Origin of the sequence: Rhizobium johnstonii 3841, from assembly GCF_000009265.1 — a bacterium.
Lineage (GTDB): Bacteria > Pseudomonadota > Alphaproteobacteria > Rhizobiales > Rhizobiaceae > Rhizobium > Rhizobium acaciae.
In genome coordinates this window covers 1,118,508-1,134,974 of the sequence record NC_008380.1, presented here as the reverse complement: position 1 = coordinate 1,134,974, position 16,467 = coordinate 1,118,508, and the positions used below count along the sequence as shown (strand labels likewise).

21 protein-coding genes are annotated in these 16,467 nt (G+C 60.5%); 7 read left to right on the top strand and 14 right to left on the bottom strand.

The genetic code is table 11. The annotated features are described in order from the left end of the window. Window position 1: 1 nt before the first annotated feature. Both RL_RS05485 and RL_RS05480 read right to left on the bottom strand, forming a co-directional pair. Window positions 2-694, bottom strand: coding sequence for a hypothetical protein (locus tag RL_RS05485; RefSeq protein WP_011650789.1), 693 nt, complete (start codon window positions 692-694; stop codon window positions 2-4). A 109-nt stretch (window positions 695-803) separates the two neighbouring features. Next, window positions 804-1,250, bottom strand: coding sequence for a hypothetical protein (locus RL_RS05480; RefSeq protein WP_122330851.1), 447 nt, complete (start codon window positions 1,248-1,250; stop codon window positions 804-806). Window positions 1,251-1,615: 365 nt separating this feature from the next. On the opposite strand from RL_RS05480, the gene RL_RS05475 reads away from it, so the two are divergent. Further along, the gene (locus RL_RS05475) at window positions 1,616-1,966 is read left to right on the top strand and encodes a DUF2200 domain-containing protein (RefSeq protein WP_011650787.1); all 351 of its coding nucleotides are present in this window, start codon (window positions 1,616-1,618) and stop codon (window positions 1,964-1,966) included. Between the two features lie 82 nt (window positions 1,967-2,048). Here the strand turns inward: RL_RS05475 and RL_RS05470 are convergent, their stop codons facing one another. Then, window positions 2,049-2,747, bottom strand: a complete 699-nt coding sequence (locus tag RL_RS05470; protein ID WP_011650786.1) for a TetR/AcrR family transcriptional regulator — start codon at window positions 2,745-2,747, stop codon at window positions 2,049-2,051. Between the two features lie 189 nt (window positions 2,748-2,936). On the opposite strand from RL_RS05470, the gene RL_RS05465 reads away from it, so the two are divergent. After that, on the top strand, window positions 2,937-3,422 hold the full coding sequence (locus RL_RS05465) for a RidA family protein (protein ID WP_011650785.1): 486 nt from the start codon (window positions 2,937-2,939) through the stop codon (window positions 3,420-3,422). Between the two features lie 278 nt (window positions 3,423-3,700). Here RL_RS05465 and RL_RS37030 read toward each other — a convergent pair whose 3' ends face one another. Continuing rightward, window positions 3,701-4,714 carry an SIR2 family protein gene (locus tag RL_RS37030; RefSeq protein WP_011650784.1) on the bottom strand — a complete coding sequence of 338 codons (1,014 nt, stop codon included), beginning with the start codon at window positions 4,712-4,714 and terminating at the stop codon, window positions 3,701-3,703. A 429-nt stretch (window positions 4,715-5,143) separates the two neighbouring features. On the opposite strand from RL_RS37030, the gene RL_RS05455 reads away from it, so the two are divergent. Both RL_RS05455 and RL_RS05450 read left to right on the top strand, forming a co-directional pair. Then, window positions 5,144-5,569: a hypothetical protein gene (locus tag RL_RS05455; RefSeq protein WP_041936192.1), complete on the top strand. Its 426-nt coding sequence runs from the start codon at window positions 5,144-5,146 to the stop codon at window positions 5,567-5,569. A 128-nt stretch (window positions 5,570-5,697) separates the two neighbouring features. Then, window positions 5,698-6,006 carry a Dabb family protein gene (locus RL_RS05450; RefSeq protein WP_011650782.1) on the top strand — a complete coding sequence of 103 codons (309 nt, stop codon included), beginning with the start codon at window positions 5,698-5,700 and terminating at the stop codon, window positions 6,004-6,006. A 36-nt stretch (window positions 6,007-6,042) separates the two neighbouring features. On the opposite strand, the gene RL_RS05445 is transcribed toward RL_RS05450, so the two are convergent. The 10 genes from RL_RS05445 to RL_RS05405 all read right to left on the bottom strand — a co-directional run bounded on the left by RL_RS05445 (window position 6,043) and on the right by RL_RS05405 (window position 14,925). Further along, complete coding sequence (locus RL_RS05445) at window positions 6,043-6,942, bottom strand: metal ABC transporter solute-binding protein, Zn/Mn family (protein ID WP_011650781.1); 900 nt, start codon at window positions 6,940-6,942, stop codon at window positions 6,043-6,045. A 16-nt stretch (window positions 6,943-6,958) separates the two neighbouring features. Continuing rightward, on the bottom strand, window positions 6,959-7,831 hold the full coding sequence (locus RL_RS05440) for a metal ABC transporter permease (RefSeq protein WP_011650780.1): 873 nt from the start codon (window positions 7,829-7,831) through the stop codon (window positions 6,959-6,961). Then, a complete protein-coding gene (locus RL_RS05435) occupies window positions 7,828-8,577 on the bottom strand; it encodes a metal ABC transporter ATP-binding protein (protein WP_011650779.1) in 750 nt (249 codons plus the stop codon). Before RL_RS05435 ends, RL_RS05440 begins: the two co-directional genes overlap by 4 nt. After that, window positions 8,574-8,702, bottom strand: coding sequence for a hypothetical protein (locus RL_RS40975; RefSeq protein WP_261317152.1), 129 nt, complete (start codon window positions 8,700-8,702; stop codon window positions 8,574-8,576). The genes RL_RS05435 and RL_RS40975 overlap by 4 nt, the downstream gene beginning before the upstream one ends. Before the next feature lie 690 nt (window positions 8,703-9,392). After that, window positions 9,393-10,085, bottom strand: coding sequence for an amino acid ABC transporter permease (locus RL_RS05430; RefSeq protein ID WP_011650777.1), 693 nt, complete (start codon window positions 10,083-10,085; stop codon window positions 9,393-9,395). 19 nt (window positions 10,086-10,104) lie between these two features. Beyond that, a complete protein-coding gene (locus RL_RS05425; protein ID WP_011650776.1) occupies window positions 10,105-10,812 on the bottom strand; it encodes an amino acid ABC transporter permease in 708 nt (235 codons plus the stop codon). A 53-nt stretch (window positions 10,813-10,865) separates the two neighbouring features. Continuing rightward, window positions 10,866-11,690 carry an amino acid ABC transporter substrate-binding protein gene (locus RL_RS05420; RefSeq protein WP_011650775.1) on the bottom strand — a complete coding sequence of 275 codons (825 nt, stop codon included), beginning with the start codon at window positions 11,688-11,690 and terminating at the stop codon, window positions 10,866-10,868. A gap of 16 nt (window positions 11,691-11,706) precedes the next feature. Then, window positions 11,707-12,447, bottom strand: coding sequence for an amino acid ABC transporter ATP-binding protein (locus tag RL_RS05415; RefSeq protein ID WP_011650774.1), 741 nt, complete (start codon window positions 12,445-12,447; stop codon window positions 11,707-11,709). Beyond that, the gene (locus RL_RS05410) at window positions 12,440-13,930 is read right to left on the bottom strand and encodes an NAD(P)-binding domain-containing protein (protein ID WP_011650773.1); all 1,491 of its coding nucleotides are present in this window, start codon (window positions 13,928-13,930) and stop codon (window positions 12,440-12,442) included. The genes RL_RS05415 and RL_RS05410 overlap by 8 nt, the downstream gene beginning before the upstream one ends. Further along, a complete protein-coding gene (locus tag RL_RS05405) occupies window positions 13,927-14,925 on the bottom strand; it encodes a LysR family transcriptional regulator (protein ID WP_041936191.1) in 999 nt (332 codons plus the stop codon). Before RL_RS05405 ends, RL_RS05410 begins: the two co-directional genes overlap by 4 nt. Window positions 14,926-15,085: 160 nt before the next feature. Here RL_RS05405 and RL_RS05400 point away from each other — a divergent pair, with 160 nt between their 5' ends. The 3 genes from RL_RS05400 to RL_RS38985 all read left to right on the top strand — a co-directional run bounded on the left by RL_RS05400 (window position 15,086) and on the right by RL_RS38985 (window position 16,347). Next, the gene (locus tag RL_RS05400) at window positions 15,086-15,568 is read left to right on the top strand and encodes a CMD domain-containing protein (RefSeq protein WP_011650771.1); all 483 of its coding nucleotides are present in this window, start codon (window positions 15,086-15,088) and stop codon (window positions 15,566-15,568) included. Then, window positions 15,565-16,140: a peroxidase-related enzyme gene (locus tag RL_RS05395; protein WP_011650770.1), complete on the top strand. Its 576-nt coding sequence runs from the start codon at window positions 15,565-15,567 to the stop codon at window positions 16,138-16,140. Before RL_RS05400 ends, RL_RS05395 begins: the two co-directional genes overlap by 4 nt. 84 nt (window positions 16,141-16,224) lie before the next feature. Further along, window positions 16,225-16,347, top strand: a complete 123-nt coding sequence (locus tag RL_RS38985) for a nuclear transport factor 2 family protein (protein WP_233938558.1) — start codon at window positions 16,225-16,227, stop codon at window positions 16,345-16,347. The last annotated feature ends 120 nt before the right edge of the window (window positions 16,348-16,467 follow it).

Here is a 16,467-nt window from a genome sequence, read left to right as displayed (position 1 = left end):
TTTACTGAGATATCCAGACTTGAAGAGTGCCAAGCTCGATCAACCCCGTATGCTCAAGGGTAAGATCGTCCGTCGACCAGCACACAATCGGCTGTCCTTGCGACACCGATCTCGCGGCCTGCAATACTCCCATTTGCGCGAATGAGCTGTTTCTGCGGGAGAACCAATTTGATAACCCAACTGAAAATCCGGTGTCGTAGCTGATAAAGCCAGCTTCGATTCTGCTAAGCTCTCCCTTGAACCAAAAGGTTATTCTGTAATCTTCCAATAAGGTGCTGGGAAAGATGGTATCGTCGCAGGAACCCCAAGCTTTTTCCCATGAGCGTAACTCGCCTGGAGAAGCTACAGCCTTCCAGCCCGCAGGCGTGCCCTTTGAAAGAGTTCCACCGTACCAACGGCCGACGAGTAGTCGTTCAAACCCCTGGTCGGCAAGCGTTAGGTCTGCAAAGCTGTCCTTGATGCCCCACTTTGTAGACTTATTTGCCTCGCGAACCTTGCGAATGAGGTCATCAACTTCCTTTTGGACGCCCTTTTGCCGCGTTATTATATTCGGGTAGAATGGCGGTGAAATAGCGAAATTCGCCCAGACTTCCGACCACCTGGTTTCATTCGATCCATGCGCAGAACAGATTCTGCTGCACCATGCGACATTGTCTTCCACGGCAATTTGAAGAAGTTGACAGACATCGGTCATGAGAAGCCACCTCGATTTGCGCCGGAAGATAACATGGTCGGAATCAGCCACAATGACCGCAATTGGCGCAGGACGATGGGGTCCTATGATTGCTGGCGGCCAAGCGCGGTCATCGTTGTTCGCGACGCACCAGAACGGTTTTGAAGCCGATCAGAAAGCGATACTCGTCGCGAGATTGCATCTGCTCCAGCGTTTCGATGGTTGGAAAACCGATCCTCCTGGATAGGTGTAGAACCAAGCGCTGTCCCAAAGAAAGCCCTACATGAGCGCCAAAGCTTCTGGGCTCACCGTTCAATAGAACCAGATCGAGCGGCTTCATGTCCTTAGAGACGGCAGTGTGTGCGGTTTCATCCCAGAGGTTGCTGGACCGGAAGTCCGGCACCTCGAAGCCGAAGTGCCTCAAAATTGAATATGCGTATTGCTGACAGTTCGCGCCACCTTCAACGCCGCGAACACCACGAGCGCCCGGGAGATGCTCTCCCTTATATCGCACGCCCCAAAACTGAGGCGGGATTTCGATTGGGGAGCGGCTGAGATCACGGACACCAGCTTCCATGGACACAGTATTATCATGGAAGCCACGGATCATCGAGTATGTGATGAATGGCGTGGGGCGCAAAGTGGACGTGGGTTTGACAGGTACTTGTTCAGGAATGCTCGAACGCTGCTAAAGGTCTGTACTGCCGCCGATCCCTTCGGAATCGATGCTGCGGCTGCTTTCGGGGCCACTTTCCGCTGACGAAATGGGCCTGACCGGAACCGCCAGTCTCATCGGTTTTCCCGGTAACGACTAAAGGCCGGCTTCGCGCCAATCTACTTCGCGCCCGCGCGGCGGAAGGCTTGCCCATTATCCGCCACTTGTTGAGGTCTTGAAGTCAGCTATCTCAAGCCGGAAAATATCTGGAACGTTGAGGATCACGCATGACGAAGCATCGCATCTATTCCATCAGCGTCGCGAGCGTCTATCCCCACTATGTCGCCAAGGCAGAGAAGAAGGGGCGCACGAAGACGGAGGTCGATGAAATCATCTGTTGGCTGACGGGACACAGCCAGCAGAGTCTGGACGATCAGTTGGCTGAGAAGACCAACTTCGAGGATTTCTTTGCGCAAGCGCCTCGGATGAATCCCTCGCGATCGTCGATTACCGGCGTGATCTGCGGCGTCCGCGTGGAAGACATCCAAGAAAAGACGATGCGGGAAATCCGCTATCTGGACAAATTGATCGACGAACTCGCGAAGGGGAAAGCGATGGAGAAAATCCTGCGGAAATAGCCGGGAGCCATGTCGCGGCAGAGCGGGATCACCCACGGCGCGCGCAGAATCCGGCACCGTCTCGTCCAGGAATGACGATTGTTCACTGTCTCGGCGCGAGGCCATCGAGCAGGAAGTCGAGACCCTTCCTGAAAGCGCCGTCCCAATCATTATCCAGCAGCAGACGGGAGCGTTCGATCGTCGGATAGTGCTGGCTCAGACCTGTCAGGCGCTGCTGCGCGGCCGCCCTGTCGTCGTCCGAGAGATCGAAGTTCGCCCGGGTGATGGTCGCGCCGATCACATAGTTCCAGAGCGACCAGATCGCGACGTTCAAATCCGCATCGGTGACACCGGCTCCGGACAAGGTTTTGCTCAGCAGTTCCAGGCGAATGAGGATGTTCGGGCCGAGCGCCCGGCGCGGCAGCAGCGATGCCGACCAGGGATGGCGCAGCATGCTGGCGCGCCAGTCTTCGAGCAGATGAACGATGTCGCCGCGCCAGTCTCGAGACTCGACGATCTCAGGCGGGCCGCGATATTCGAGCACTGAATCCAGCGCCAGATCGAAGACCTCCTCCTTGTTGCCGACGTGCCAATAGAGGCTCATCGCGCCCGAGCCGAGGCGATCGGCCAACCGGCGCATCTTCAATCCATCGACGCCCTCGGCGTCCAGCAGTTCCACCGCGGTCGCCACGATCCGTTCCAGCGAGAGAGGCGGCTCACTGCGCGGCTCCTGCCCGGACTGAGGTGACGCACCTCTCCGCCCAGACCCTTTGCTCTCAGCGCCGCTGCGTTTGGCTGCCATCCGTCTTCCTTTACTCATCAGACGTCGATCTAAGCCGACAATACAGGGAATGTCGATGCTGACCGATTGACTCGTACGCCGTACGATGCAATTTAATCGTACGCCGTACGAGTTCAATCGTATAGCGATAAGATTCCATCCTGCAGGCCGCGAGGATCTGTCGCAGCCCTGGGGAAGCCAGGAGAAGTCATGCCACGCGCATTCAAGCATCTCATTATCGGAGGACTCATCATGACCATCAGCGTTCCCACCGCCGCGACAGCCAATGAGGACGATCTCAAGCTGACCATCGTCAATCCGAAAAACCTCTACGACCCCTCGCCGAATGGCTACAGCACGGCGGTGATCATGCCCCGCGGAGCCCGGCTGGCCTACATCTCCGGACAGGGCGGCCAGGACGGCACGGGCGCCTTGTCGCCCGATTTCGCCGTCCAGGTGAAGCAGGCCTATGCGAATCTGCGCACCGCCCTCGATGCGCTCGGCGCAAAGCCGGATCAGGTCGCCAAGCTGACGGTCTTCGTGGTCGATCACGATATGTCCAAGCTCGAGGTGCTGACTGGGAATGTCAAGGACATGTTCGGCGAAGCACTGCCGGCGCAGACGCTGATTCCCGTTCCCAAGCTTGCCATCGACCCCATGCTCTTCGAGGTCGAAGCCGTCGTCGTTCTGGAATAGCGACGGCGCGCGAGCTTGACGTGACGGTGGTGGCGGAGGGGATCGAACCAACGAGGATGCGATCGAACTCGCCAAGATGGGCTGCAACGACGGTCAGAGCTACCCTTTCGGCCTGCCGATCCCTTCGGAATCGGTGCTGCGGCTGCTTCGTGACCGCTTTCCGTTGACGAAACGGGCGTGAACGGAGCGGTCGGTTTGATCGGCTATCGGCATCGGAGCGCAACAGCGACGAGTATGCGCCGTGTCGAACGTTCGCACTGACGACATGGGTCGACCACTTACGGGCATCCTGCCTGCCAAGCGGACAAGTCTGGATAATGCCGAACCGATAGTCGGAGGATGGCTGCAATCTTTTCGGCAACGCCAATATCTGGGTTAATAACCGTTACAGACGGCATGTTCTTGGACCAAGCCTTATAAAGCTCGACCAAATCAACATCGCTGTCTGTCAAGCCAATACCCCAAAATATCAGCTCGTCGGGCATCCGATTTTGGACCGATTGGATGATTATCTTTGATATTGGGTGTTGGTTATACTGCTTGTTCAATCGAGGCGGTATCAAACCTGAAAAGCTACGGTAGCCGGATGGCTGAGGCATTCCCAGCCAACTTGGCTGTCCAAACATAAAGCCGTTATTATTTGAAACCATGTTCAGGGAGCCATGAGGTTTACAAATGACAACCTCGCCGTTTTGAGCGACATTAGGTGCATATGAAAATGGTTGCCCTAACTGTTCAAGCGCCAGCTCAAAAACAGTGTCGTAGTTGAGGTTGAGAACAAGGTCGCCTTGGCCCAGCGATCTAGCTATTGCTTTTGAAAGGGAAAGGTCCTTCCAGCCTACGCCGTTCTCAAAAAAACATTGTATTGTAAGAAATTGAATAGGCGAACCAATGCCATGATAAAGGAAGTTTTCCCAAAATTCCTCACCGAGAGAAATTGGAGCTTCAACAGCACCCGCAACTGATATTCGACCACCGGATATAAATCCGTTTGGCACCCGTTCGCTTAGTTCCGGAAATTTGAGGTGTCTATTCTGCCAGCAATATTCCATGAAACGTTCAACGTTTGCAGTTCCCGCTTCCTCTAGATTGTAAAATAGCTCTCTCGGATCAATCCCTAGGTCAGTGAAACCTAGTTCGTTTAAATATCGTTCCAAAAGCGGATGTGGGGTATAGTTCGCCCAAGTCTTCCTGGCGAAATCTCTCATGAGAGGTGGGCAGTTTTCGCGCGGGTTTCCAAGGGCGCAGGCTTCTGCGAATGTCGCTCCAGCTCCGATAATTAAATGTCTCATTTGTCTCACCCTTTTGCCTAACTTTACTAAGATGAGAAATTTTTTACGAGGGGGTATTTGAGACCCTAGTTCAGCCGTTTCCCCCCATGGAGTGCTGCCGGTTTAATGCACCTAAATTCTCTCCCGGCACATCTGTCTCAGCCTTCACCATGACGGAGAGGGCATAAGGCCGGGGTATAGGAGTCGTGTCTATTTGGGCAGCACCGTTCACCGGACGGAACCTTTACGGTCGCTGATTGTCTGAGCGTCCGCTCGCGGCGCAATCCGGCCAGTTGAGTTGCGGGAAAGGGCCGGTGGCATTTGCGACGCAATTACGAATTTCCCGGTGGCGCGCCAACGTCTGTCGGCCGCCACCCTTCCCTTTTGTGAGTGGCCATTGACCAACGGCCTGCGATGTGCGTCTCTCATTGCTTGCACAAGGAAAATCCCATGCTCAAGTTTCTGCTCGCCCTCTCGATGGGTGTTTTTTGCGTCTCGCCGCTTCAGGCCGGCGACGTCACTCCCGTTACCAAGAGCTGCCAGCCCGGGGCAAAACAGGCGCAATGCGAGCGATGGGTCACGGATATCAAGAAAGCCGTCGCGCTGGCCTATAAAGGCGACAACGGGGCGCAGAGGACCATTGCCTTCTGCCTGTCCACCGGTTGCCATGGTGCTGTCGCCATCGACAAGGTCGCCTCCTGCAGCTGGCATCTCGTCATCGCCAATTCCGGCTCTACGACAGTGCTGGACAGTTCAAACACCAGGAACACCTGCCGGCCGATGACGCCGGCTGAAAAAGACGAAGCCCGCGCGCTGGCGAGCGATCTCGTCCAGAAGATCTACAAGCGGCCCATGGTCAAGACCGACCAGATGTAATCTGCCGGCTCGCGGCGCAACGCCTGCGTGAAAATAAATCTCGTTGCTCTCCCGGCTTTCGCCGCTATTCTCCAGCCAAAGAAAATCGGGCCAAAGAAAATCGGCCAAAGAAATCGGGAGGACCACTGATGATCCTGCACTGCGTGTTCCTGCGGCTGAAGACCGCGATGACGAACGACGACAAGCAGTCGCTGTTCGAAGCGATCGCCGCCCTGAAACAGCTCATCCCCGGCATATTGGATATCAAATACGGGCCGAATGTTTCGCCCGAGGGACTGCATGGCGGCTTCGTCGACGGGTTTGCCGTGACCTTTGAAAGCGCCGAGGCCCGCGACGGCTATCTCATCCATCCCGAGCATGTGACGGTGGGCGAGCGCATCGTCTCGTCGACGGATGGAGGCCTTGCCGGCATCCTGGTCTTCGACCTCAATTTGTGAAGGCTGCGGGGTCGAACCCCGCAGCCCCCTCGATCCTCAGCTCGATTTCGCCATGGCGGCGGCGAGCTGGTCGACATTGTACTTGAACATCTTTTCATAGGTCGGCGCCGGCCCCTTGGCGTCGGACAGCGATTCGACATAGAGCTCGCCGCCGGGCTCGGCACCGGTTGCCTTGGCGACCTGCTTGACCAGGCGCGGATCGTTGGAATTCTCGAAGAAATAGGCCTTCACATGCTCGCCCTTGATCTGCTCGATCAGCTTGGCGACGTCGGCGGCCGATGCCTCGCTTTCTGTGGACAGACCGAGCGGCGCCAGGAAGCTGACATTATATTCGCGGCCGAAATAACCGAAGGCGTCATGGCTGGTCAGCACCTTGCGGCGATCGTCGGCCACCTTGTCGAATTTCGTGTGGGCGTAGGCGTTCAATTCATCCAGCGTCCTGGTGTACTTCTCGGCGTTGGCCTTGAAGGCGGCGGCGTCCGTGGGATCGGCCGATGACAGCGCCTTTTCGATATGGGCGACCCAGACCTTGACGTTAACGGGGCTGTTCCAGACATGCGGATCGGTGATTTTTTCGCCGTCCTCTTCCATGGTGCGGGTGTTGATGCCTTCGGAAACGGTCACCGGCTTGCCCTTATAGCCCGAGGCGGTGATCAGCCGGTCCATCCAGCCTTCGAGCCCCTCGCCGCTGACGAAGGTAACCTGCGCCGCGTTCAAATTCTTCGCGTCGGCCGGCGACGGCTCGAATTCATGGGGATCGCCGTTCGGCCCGACGAGGCTCGTTACCTTGACATGCTCACCGCCGACCTGTTTCACAACATCGGCAAGCACGGTGAAGGACGCCACCACCTTCAGCGTCTCGGCGGAGGCGGGCATGGCCGATAGCGCCATCAAAGCGGGGATTGCTGCGGAGAGAAGCAGTCTGTGCGATGTCATCGAAGTCTCCTTGGTATCAGCCCTTCAAATGCGGGCGGGGAAAGAAGCGCCGGGCCAGGCCGGAGGGCGCGAAAAGAATAGAAAAGCCGTAGAGGATCGCCGCCGTCATGATGATCGTCGGGCCGGAGGCGAGTTCGAGATGGTAGGAGGCGATCAGGCCGAGATAACCGGATGCGGCGGCACTGGCGGCTGATATCGCCATCATCACGGCTAAGCTGCGCGACCAGAGCTGGGCAACGGCTGCCGGCAGCATCATCAGGCCAACCGCCATCAGCGTGCCGAGCGCCTGGAAGCTGGCGACGAGGTTCAGCACCACCAGCAGCAGGAAGAGCACGTGATAGACAGGCCCGCGCCCGCCGACGGCGCGAAGGAACCCCGGATCGAAACATTCGGCCACCAAAGGCCGGTAGATGAAGGCGAGGATGACGAGGGTCAGCGAGGTGATCGCGCCGATCAGATAGAGGGCGGGCGCATCGATCGCCAGGATGGTGCCGAAGAGCACATGCAGGAGGTCGATATTCGAGCCGCGCAGCGAGACGATCAGCACGCCGAGCGCCAGCGAGGCGAGATAGAAGCTGGCAAAGCTCGCATCCTCCTGCAGCACGGTCATCCGGCTGACGGCACCGGAAAGCAGCGCCACCGACAGGCCGGCGATCAGACCGCCGAGGCCCATCGCCGTCAGCGACAGGGAGCCGGCGACGAGGTAACCGATGGCCGCCCCCGGCAGCACCGCATGGCTCATCGCGTCGCCCATCAGGCTCATGCGCCGCAGCATCAGGAAAACGCCGATCGGGCCGGAGCCGAGCCCGAGGCAGAGGCAGGCGACGAGCGCGCGGCGCATGAAACCGTAATCGGCAAAGGGCGCCAGGAAGAGATCGTAAGCCGTCATGCCGCCGGCGCCTGTTCAGGGTCGCAGGCTGCGGCATCCTCATCCCAGCGCTCGGCCATGGCGCGGGCCTTGAGGAGATTGACGGAGGACATGACGTCTGCGGTCGCACCCCAGCCGACCAGCTCGCGGGCGAGCAGCAGGGTTTGCGGGAAGTGGGCGCGGACCAGCTCGAAATCGTGGAGCACGGCAATCACCGTGCGGCCCTCGCCGTGCCAGCGGGTGACGATATCGACGAGATCCCTGGTGGTGCGGGCATCGATTGCCGTAAACGGCTCGTCGAGCAGGATGATGCCGGCATCCTGCAGCAGCAGGCGGGCAAAGAGCACGCGCTGGAACTGGCCGGCCGACAGCGAGCCGACATGGCGCCGGCCGAAGCCTTCGAGGCCGACGGCGGAGAGCGCCTCGCCTGCCCTTTTCACCTCGGCAGGCGCGATGCGGCCGAAGGCGCCCGTCTTCTTCCAGGCCCCGAGCATGACGGTGTCGATCACCGAGATCGGAAAGCGTCGGTCAATCTCGGCCGCCTGCGGGAGATAACCGAATTCCGCCCGCCCCAGCCGGTGCTCGACCCTGCCCTCGGCGGGACGAAGCTCGCCCATGATCGCCTTCAATAGCGTCGACTTGCCCGCCCCATTCGGCCCGGCAATCGCCGTCAGGCTGCCCGAGGCGAAGGCGCCGGAGACATGGTGGACGGCGGGGTGCCGGTTATAGGCGACGGTCAAATTCTCGAGGCGGATCAGCGGCGTCATGGCAAGAGAACCGCCCAGTGGATCGCCAACCAGAGGAAGGCAATGACCAGCGCCATGCCGATCATCCTGGATAATGCCGACTGTCCCAGCAGGCTGACGGAGGGGCGGTCGGGGCTCGGGGGCATGGCGCATCCTACAATGTAATAACATTACGGTTATGTTATAACAATTGCGGCGAGATTGAGGCGGGAGCTAATCCCAGTTTCATTGCTAGGCTAATACGGGCAGCATTCGACATGAGATGATCGCGTGCGTGCATCCATTTGACAGCCATATGCTGCTGAGCCAGACTTGACGCATGATCAGGCCATGGCCCCTACTTGTTGACCATATTCGCAACGCGCGAGGACGTTCGGAAGACGAAAAATTCTCGTCAGCTTTGCAGGGCATTGAGCAACTTGCCGATTTCATCGCTCGAAGTTCGCTTCGGGATGCGCTGTTCGGATGGACATCGATGGCTGATCTATGCGTCCAGCAAACCAACCATGCCCCTCCCTCAGTGGCCTACCTTCGGATTTCAGCGCAATCATCGGGCCTGATAGAGTTTCGCTATATCGATACGAATGTGGAACGCCGGCAATGGACGCGGACGGAAACGCCTGAACGAGCTGTTCACAGGCTTAGGACCTTCTTAGACCAACTTCATTGGGTTTCAGGTCCTGACAGCTTTGCTGCCATCCCGAACTAAGAGTTTGCGGCCTGGTCATCCAAATTCGCATCGGCCCATCCCGCCTTCAATCAACCAACCAGCGCTATGCAAAGCGCAAATCTGGTGATCTGGAATATCATCGATCAAGGAAAGCGCCCGACGCGCTTTAGGCCCATACCCTGAGAGCCCGCTCCATCCGGTCGGCGGCGTAGGTGACGATGTAGGCGATCACCATGTAGATGACGACCGCGATCAGGAAGGCTTCGAGATAGTAGAAGTTCAGCGCCGCGGTCAACTGCGACTGCGCGAAGATGTCGACGACCTCGATTGCAAATCCCAGCGACAGCGCCTTCATGATCACCATGATGGAGTTGGCAAGATCCGGGATGGCCGCGACGATGACTTGAGGCAGCATCACCCGGCGGAACAGCTGGCTGCGCTTGTAGCCCAGGGAGTAGGCCGCATCGGCCTGACCGTTGTCGAAGGAGTTGAGTGCGCCCTTCACCACTTCCGCCTGGAAGGCTGCGACGCAGGCGGTCAGGGCGACGATCAGCGTGATCCAGTTCGGCGTCGAGTGACCGTTATAGTCGATGCCGACGAGCGAAGTCAGGAACTGCAGCGTCGGCGGCAGGCCGTAATAGGCGAGGAAGATCACGATGACCATCGGAACGCCCTTGAAGACCACCTTGTAGGCGACGACCAGTTCCCGAAGCAGCGGGACGCGCCGATATTCCACCATCGCGAAAAGACTGCCGACGATCGTGGAGAAGACGAAGATGCCAAGCGCCATGGCGAGCGTCACCGGGACCGCGCCAAGGATATCCCAGAGATCGGGAAGAAGGACTTCGGAATCGAACATGTGATGACCTCCTATTCGATCAGACGCTTGCCATCATCGTGGCCTTGGCCGGTGCGGTATTGGGCGTAAACTTTGCGTTTCGCGTTTCGAAAAAGCGCACGACGATCCATGCCAGGAGGCATAGCAGCGAATAGATCACCGCCAGCACAAGGTAGGTCTCGAACTGGTACTGGTTGTAGTCGCGCTCCATGACGAGATGGGCGGTCGCCATGACATCAGCGGCGCCGATGTACATCACCAGTGCGACGTTGTGGATGAGGTAGATGATCGAGTTGCCGTAGCCTGGCAGGGCAATGTGCACCGCCTGGGGTCCGACGACCCGAAGGATCTTCTGAAGGAATGTGTATCCGAGACTGTCGGCAGCATCGTGCTGGCCGCGTTCTACGGCGAGGTAGGCTGGCCGCAGAACCTCGGAAAGATAGCCTCCATGGTAGAGGCTGAGGCCGACGATGGCCGCAACGTTCGGGGACACGAAGTCCTCGACCTCGAACAAGGCGACGACCAGCGGCAGTCCGTAGAAGGCAACGAACAGTTGGAGCACGACGGGGACGCTCCGGGCATAGGAGACGTAGAGGTCGGCCAGTTGGCTGACAACCGGTATCCTGCGCACCCGGAACGTCGTCGCAATCAGGGCCAGCAGGAAGCCGGCGATCATGGCCGTGAACGTGATCGCAAGCGTCAGCGGCAGCGCCTTGAGCAGCTCGGGGATCATGATGGATAGGTCCACTTCGGAACACTCCTTGTTTCGGTCTTGGCCTGATCGCCGATCGTTGCCCGGCGTTACTTCATGTAGGTGGTGATGTCCTCGCCGAACCATTTCTGCGAGAGCTTTGCCAGCGTGCCGTCGGCCTTGAGCTCCTTCAGAGCCTTGTCGATGTCTGCGGAGAGCGCCTTGTTCTCCTCGGAGCGATGGATCAGGACGAAGGTGTTGTTGATCGCGACCGGCTCGCTCGCCTTGACCTCGAGCTTCTGCTGGTCGATGACCGTCTGCTCGCCGAGGTTCGACGGCAGAACCAGCGCGTCGTATTTGCCGTTCTCGACCTCTTTCAGACGATCCGGATAGGGAATGCCGGCGCTGGACGCGGTGATCTCGATTTTAAAGTCGGGGTTCTTTTCCTGCCAGGCAGTGGCGAACTTGTAGATGCCGCCGCCGGCCGTCACCGGCACGATCTTCTTGCCGACCAGATCCTTCATCTCGTTGATGCCGCTGTCCTTGCGGCTGTAGATCTTGATCAGGCTGGCGCCGATCGGGCTCTCCGGAATGAGGAACTGCTTTTCGCGAGCGGGCGCCCGGTAGTAGCCGCCGGTCGCGATGTCGTACTTGCCGGTCGCGAGGCCGGTCTCCTGGGCGATGTCGGCAGCACCCTCCATCTCGAATTTGTACTGCGGCAGCTTGGCGTTGATCGCCTTCAGGACGTCGGGCTCGTAACCCTGCGGCTCGACGCCGATGGCACCCCAGGAGAGCGGCTTGGATTCGGCAGCCGTCGCGATCTTGACGGTGCGCACGTCCTCGGCATGCGATAGGCCCGCGGTTGCGAGGGCAAAGGCAACGCCGGCGACAGCGAGGCTGAAGCTACGGCGGGAAGTCGACTTGATGGAAGACATGTCAGGCACCCTTTCTTTACTGGATGGAGTGTTCGGAATTCAGGAACTGGGCAAGGCGCGGGTTGGAGGGCGTGTCGAAGATCTCGGCAGGGCTGCCTTGAGCGGCGACGACGCCCCGATCCATGAAGACGATGCGGTTCGAGATGTTCTTTGCGAACTGCATCTCGTGGGTGACGAGGAGCGAGGTGATGCCTGATGACGTGACGTCCCTGATCACCTTCAAAACCTCGCCGACGAGTTCGGGGTCGAGCGACGACGTCGGCTCGTCGAAGAGCATCACATCCGGCTTGACGGCCAGCGCACGCGCAATGCCGGTCCGCTGCAGCTGACCGCCGGAAAGCTGGGACGGGTAGCTGTCGATCTTGTTCGAAAGGCCCACCCGCTCAAGCTCCTGCAAAGCGATCGAACGCGCCTCGTCCTTCGACTTGCGCTGCACGACCACGAGCGGATCCATCACGTTCTGAATGACGGTCATGTTCTTGAAGACGTTGAACTGCTGGAAGACCATCGCCGTCCGCAGCCGGATCGCCTGGACCGCGGTGCTGTCCGGCTTCCGGTAATCCATCCTGACCTGATCGAAGGCGATCGTGCCGGAGGCCGGCTTGGCCAGATAGTTGATGCACTTCAGCAACGTCGTCTTGCCGGTGCCGCTGGGGCCGATGATCGACACCACGTCGCCGCGGTTCACCGAGAGATCGACGCCGTTCAGGACCTGGGTGTTTCCGTAGGACAGCTTTAGGTCTTTGAGCTCAAGCATTTCGGGTCGGTGTCCTTTCGGCAGATAGGTCGGAAAACGTCGCGGTCTCGTCGTCGGCCCACTCGTCTCCGAGCAATTCGGGCGTGTCGAAGGCCTGGAGATCGGCGAAATGACGCTCGCGGTCGGCGACGAACAACGCCCTGACGATGCCGCGGGCGAGCCGGTCGGCGCCTTCGCTGATTGCGGGAATATCGCCCGTGAGCTTGCCGTGGCTGAGCGTCGCCGGGAAGTTGAAGCAGTGGATGCGGGCCAGCGCCGGGCAGGCGCCAGGCTCGGCCTCGAGGAACTCGAACGCGTCGCCGAGGTCGGGCGAGGTTTCAAGCTCGTCGTTTCGCATGTCCGCGGGCACGGGAAAGCGGTCGCGCCAGAGACGGATGTGAGATGCGACGGCGGCGAGTTCCGGCCGGTTCGTCAGCTCGACCTTGAAGCCGGTGCCGAAGATCAGGAAATCGACGGGATAGCTGCCTTTCGGCGTCGTCACAACGATATGGTCGCCCTCCTGCTGCAATCCATCGATCGGGCTTCCGAGATGAAGATGGGCCTGCGGGAATGCGCTGACACGCAGGACGCTCGGGCGCGGAGGCGGCGTCTGCGCGCGCATGGCGTAGTCGAGAAAGCGCCACTTCCAGTCATCCGGCAGACCGGCGAAGCCGTGCACCACGCCCTGGCTGCCGATGCCGGTGAATTTGTTGATTCGAGGCAGGTCGGTCCTGCGCACGAACAGGTCAAGCCGGGCGGCGCCGGCCTCGAGCGCGGTGGCAGCGTTGTCCATCGCCGAGGCGCCGGCTCCGACGACGCCGACCCGCTTGCCGCGCAATGCGGCGAAATCGACAGGGTCGGCGGTATGAGCCCAGAATTTGCGCTCGATGCGGTGGGCAATCGACGGCACGAAGGGACCGCCGAGGCCGTCGCGGCCCGTCGCCAGCACCACATGGCGCGCGATCATCGTTTCGGACCGGCCATCGTGACGGCAGACGACATCGAGCAGGGCGTCGGCGCGCGGACGAATGGCATCGACGGCGACCCCATTGCGCACCGGCAGGTCAAGCACGCGCCGGTACCACACCAGGTAGTCCATCCATGTCTCACGCGGCGCCCTGTCGAGCGCGACCCAGGCATCGCGGCCATGCAGCGCCTCGTAATAGGCGCGAAACGTCAGCGCCGGCAGGCCCATCGCCGGCCCGGTCAGTTGCTTGGGAGAGCGAAGGGTTCGCATCCTGGCGAAGGTGACCCACGGACCCTCGCTTCCGGCAGGCGCCTTATCGAGAACGATGTGGTTGGCGACGCCGAGCCGCTTCAGCATGGCGGAGGCCACGAGCCCGGCCATCCCCGCACCGATGATCACGACGTCGACGACCGCTTGGCCATCGACGATGCGGGGCGGAACCCAGGACTTGGCCGGCAGCTCCAGCCAGGCAAGGTCCTGCCGCAGGCGTGCCTCGAGCGCTTCGAGATTATTCGGAAACATCGAGAGGTCGCTCATGACGGCACGTCCTCGGTCATCGGGCTACCGCCGTAGACGGTGTCGGCCAATGCTTCGACGCCGCCTGCGTCATGCAGCCGGCAACCGGGCATCGCAAGCGCCACGGCGCGCGCCGCATCGATCACGGCGGCGACCGTCGGGGTCAGCGGCATCGCGGCAGGCGAGATGGCGCCGAACAGGAAGGGGATGGTGTGGTCGAGGACGCGCATCACGATCCCCTCGAGCGGAACGCCGCAGACCGTCGCCGGCTCGACGATGGCGACGCCCAGTCCGGCCCGGACCATCGTCAGGGCCGTCAGCGAGGCGTTGACGTCGATCATCCGTTGCGGCGCCACGCCCGCCCGCTCCAGGGCCTCGTCGATGCGGTGCCGCAGGCGGTAAGGATTGGCGAGCGTGATGATGCGGCGCTCGGCGAGATCGGAGAGACGCACCATGTCATCGTTGGCCAGCGGATCGCTGGCGGCAAGAGCGACAACGCAGGGCGCTTCGGCAATCCAGTGCACCTCGAGGCCGGGATGTTCCAGCGGCAGGCTTGAGATCCCGAAATCCGCCGAGCGGGCGAGCACGGCCTGCACGACGTTCTCGGCCGCCAGCGCCTGCACATGGAGATGACGCGGTATCAGATCCGGCGCGACGGCCGCGATCGCCTGCGGTAGAACGCCGGCCGCAAGCGACGGCGTGGCGGCGATCGTCAGCGACGGCGGCTCATCGAGACCGATGGCGTTCGCCCGTTCGCGGATGTGGGCGAGGCTGGCAAGATGGCGCTCCACCTCGGCGTGAAAGAGCAGACCGCGCGCGGTCGGGCTGATGCGCGGGCCGCTTCGATGCAGCAGCGCATAGCCGATATCGGCCTCCAGATCCTGGATAAGCCGCGTTACCGCCGGCTGCGACCGGCCGAGCAGTCGCGCCGCCCCCGTCACACTACCGGTCGACATGACCGCCGCGAAGGCTTCAAGCTGCCGGATATCGAAAGAGTTAGAATGCATAGTGGACATCAAACACTCTCCTTCATGTCAGTAAAGCATGACAATTCTCATTTGACGACTATCAATAAATAAAAAATTCACATCAAAGCCTGTTTAGCATTCCAGTTTGACATAATAGGAGGTCCGGCCTACCTAGAGCTTATGTCCGTGACGTATTGAGGAGCTTGTTTTGACACTCATCGAAACTCTTGCCTCTGTGAGGCCGGGTTCCGCGCTCGCGGAAGCCATGGGGAAACGCGCGGAGATCCTGCGCCTCAGCGAAGCGGCCCACGACGCAGTGCTTCTGCCACGCGATCCCGGCGGACTGTCGCACGGCCTCAGGGCTGCGCTCGCCGCCCGCATGGCGCGCCACAACCGCAGCCCGGCGCTCACAAGCCATTACGACACGCTCGTTGCCCGTGCCGACGAACCGGCGACAGCCTTGCTCGCCGAACCGGACACGAACGTCGCGGACCCGCGCACCGCCGAGATCGTTCGCCATGCCGACCGGCTCACGGTTGCGCCGCGCGATGCCACGCGCGCCCATGTGGAGGCATTGCGCCAGGTCGGCGTAACAGATGCCGACATCGTCCGGCTCGCGGAGCTTGCGGCTTTCGTCAATTACCAGGTGCGGGTTCTCGCCGGCCTGAGGCTGCTCGGAGAGATGCGATGAGCGAGGTCGTCCACACCTTCACCACCACGGTGCCGCGCTGGCAGCCCTATGTCGTTCCGGTCGATTTCGCAACCGCCACCGACGAGCAGCATGCAGCGATGCAGACGACGCCGTCGAACAAGGGCATCTCGCCTTATGTGCTGACCCTGGCGCACGACCCCGAGACGCTCGCGGTCCGCTCGCCGCTGTTCAACCTGATCATGTACGGCAAGGACGGACTGGCAGCCAGCGAGCGCGAACTGGGTGCCGTCGCCGCCTCCGTCGTCAACCGCTGCGTCTACTGCGCCGCCGTCCATGCATCCCGGTTCAACAATCTGACAAAACGCACCGATGTCATCGAAGCCGTGTTCGCCGATGGTCTCGAAGCAACGCTCGACGAGCACCTCCAGGAAATCTTCAACTTTTCGGCACGACTGTCGACGACGCCGCCCGAGGCGGTCGCGGCCGACGCGCAGGCGCTGGCGGACGTCGGGCTCGACGAGCTGGAGGCTCTCGATCTCGTCCTCTCCTCGGCGATCTTCGGCTGGGCGAACCGCCTGATGCATACGCTCGGCGAGCCGATGAAGGACTAAAGCGCGTTACGATCTTTCAGCCACGCTTTAGATCTTTGGTTTTACTGCCTCGTTGTCCTCGTCAATAAGGTCGATGGCAAAAAGATGAGGAATACCAGCGGCGTTTGTTACAATGACGAATATGTGCGCCAGGGCGGCCGATGGCTGATCTCGAAGCGCACTTCGCATTTCACATGGCGCGACACTATGGAGATGCTGGCCGGTTGACCGAGGCCGCGGGTGCGACGCGCCGCCTGCGACCGCTCGAGCTCTAGCAAGCGTAGAGACCGTCGGCGCGTGCCCCTCATCCGGCTGCCGCCACCTTCTCCCCGTAAACGGGGCGAAGGG